3 protein-coding genes are annotated in these 1,919 nt (G+C 29.8%); all 3 read left to right on the plus strand.

All coding sequences use genetic code 11. The annotated features are described in order from the left end of the window. Positions 1-164 precede the first annotated feature (164 nt). The 3 genes from GN138_RS15845 (at position 165) to GN138_RS15855 (ending at position 1,641) form a co-directional block, all read left to right on the plus strand. Positions 165-875, plus strand: coding sequence for a TlpA family protein disulfide reductase (locus GN138_RS15845; protein ID WP_157364969.1), 711 nt, complete (start codon positions 165-167; stop codon positions 873-875). Positions 876-1,129: 254 nt separating this feature from the next. Further along, positions 1,130-1,357 carry a hypothetical protein gene (locus tag GN138_RS15850; RefSeq protein WP_157364970.1) on the plus strand — a complete coding sequence of 76 codons (228 nt, stop codon included), beginning with the start codon at positions 1,130-1,132 and terminating at the stop codon, positions 1,355-1,357. Next, complete coding sequence (locus GN138_RS15855) at positions 1,348-1,641, plus strand: type II toxin-antitoxin system RelE/ParE family toxin (RefSeq protein WP_157364971.1); 294 nt, start codon at positions 1,348-1,350, stop codon at positions 1,639-1,641. The genes GN138_RS15850 and GN138_RS15855 overlap by 10 nt, the downstream gene beginning before the upstream one ends. The last annotated feature ends 278 nt before the right edge of the window (positions 1,642-1,919 follow it).

A 1,919-nucleotide genomic window follows, 5' to 3' on the forward strand; every position in this document is an offset into this window, starting at 1 on the left:
GTGCAATTAATTTATACAACCAAATTAGATTACATGTATCTTTAGACTATAAAACACCAAATATGGTATATTTAAAAACAGCGTAAATTCAATTTTTAACCTGTAGCCATATTTCAGGACTAGACATAGAATAACTGAAATACTATGAAGGAAAATCAATAATTATGAAAAGAATATTTAATCTCTTTATTTGTATAATTTTTAGCCTAAATACTTTTTCACAAAGTCGATATATTCAAAAGAAAGAAGGTGTAATAGTTGAAGAAAAAACTTTTTACAAAGAAAAAAATGAACTCGTTGCGAAATTCAAAAAGAAACTTCCACCTGAAAAATATTTTGATATTATTTATGAATTTGAGGAACCTATTAAAACAAATGACAGCATAATTATTAAGGTTTCAAAAGTCACATTTTCTTCATATCCACCTAAAATGAATATAAATAATGTTTTTAATGAAGAAGCCATAAAAGGAAAGTCATTACCAGCAACATCTTTCCAAACAGTAAACGGTGAAGTAATTACGTTGGATGACTTAATTGGAAAACCTACCATTATAAACTTTTGGCATACCGCTTGTGGACCTTGTATAAAAGAAATGCCGATTTTGAATGAAATTAAGAAAGAATATGGGGATGAAGTTAATTTCATAGCTGTAACGTTTGAAACAAAAGAAAAAGTAGAAAAATTTTTAAACAAACGGGAATTTGATTTTACGCATATCATAAATGCAGCTGATTTTATGAACTCTATTCAAATTAAAGAATTTCCGAAAACTTTTTATTTAGATAAAGATGGAATAGTTAAAAAAATTGAAGGAGCTGTGTCAGCTGAACAAAAAAGCGATATTGTCGACTATATTGAAAAACTACTGTAGCTAACAAGGGCTATAAGTAATTGCTTGTTCTCGCCTACTTCTGAAAATCCTCGCGGATTTTCAGTTTGGTGTGTACTTGCAAAGTTAAGTGCTAAACCACGCAACTACTCATAGCCGAGACCGTTGGCTTTAATGCTGGAGGACATCGAAAATCATCAAACTTTAAGTCCAAACTTAAAAATATTATTATCAAAATAATTCAGAATAAAGTTTATAGATAAAAAACTATATTTGTTATAATAAAAGTTAGGATTATGAATATAGAGACCACAAAATTAGAATTAATGCATCTTTTACTTCAAACACAGAAAGAAAGCATTTTAAAAAAACTCAAATCTGTATTTGAGGAAGAGCAAGTGGATTGGTGGAGTGAAATGTCTAAAAAAGAACAAGAAGAAATCAAGACTGGTTTAGCGCAAGCTGATAAAGGTGAATATAAAACTAATGAAACAGTAATGAAACGATTTGATAAATGGCATTAAAAATCGTTTGGACACCACAAGCTGAAAATGGATTAGATAAGGTTTTGGATTATTTAGAGAAAGAATGGACTATAATGGAAATTCTGAATTTAGAACAGAATATTAATGACCTTTTAACTCGAATAAGTAAATATCCTAAAATTTGTCCACCAACTGGAAAGTATAATAATGTTCACAAAGGATTGGTTGACAAAAACAATTATATAATCTACAGAATTCAACCAAAAAAGGAATTAATTGAAATCATTAACTTTAGAGGAACGAAACAAAAACCGATAAAATAAAAGCACTAAAAGCCAACAATGTATAACCGCAATTACGGCGGATTCGACTACGTCCGAATCCACTCGGAATTGCTAATGTCTGTGCTAAACCGAAAATAATCGCTAATTTAAACCCGTAACTGACGGTTATACGAGACCGTTGTGTGTAATTTTGACCCGTCCTGAATAAAGGCTACATAATTTTAAACATTATGTACAAAAACGACAAAGTAATTAGACGGTATTCTGAACCTTTTAAACTGAAAATTTTAGACGAACTTAGCACTGGAAAACTAAAC

This window comes from Winogradskyella endarachnes, assembly GCF_009741275.1.
Taxonomy (GTDB): Bacteria; Bacteroidota; Bacteroidia; order Flavobacteriales; family Flavobacteriaceae; genus Winogradskyella; species Winogradskyella endarachnes.

Bases quoted from the DNA above. Each gene is read 5' to 3' on its own strand.
- GN138_RS15855 (WP_157364971.1), top strand. From the start codon at position 1,348: ATGGCATTAAAAATCGTTTGGACACCACAAGCTGAAAATGGATTAGAT.
- GN138_RS15850 (WP_157364970.1), top strand. From the start codon at position 1,130: ATGAATATAGAGACCACAAAATTAGAATTAATGCATCTTTTACTTCAA.
- GN138_RS15845 (WP_157364969.1), top strand. From the start codon at position 165: ATGAAAAGAATATTTAATCTCTTTATTTGTATAATTTTTAGCCTAAAT.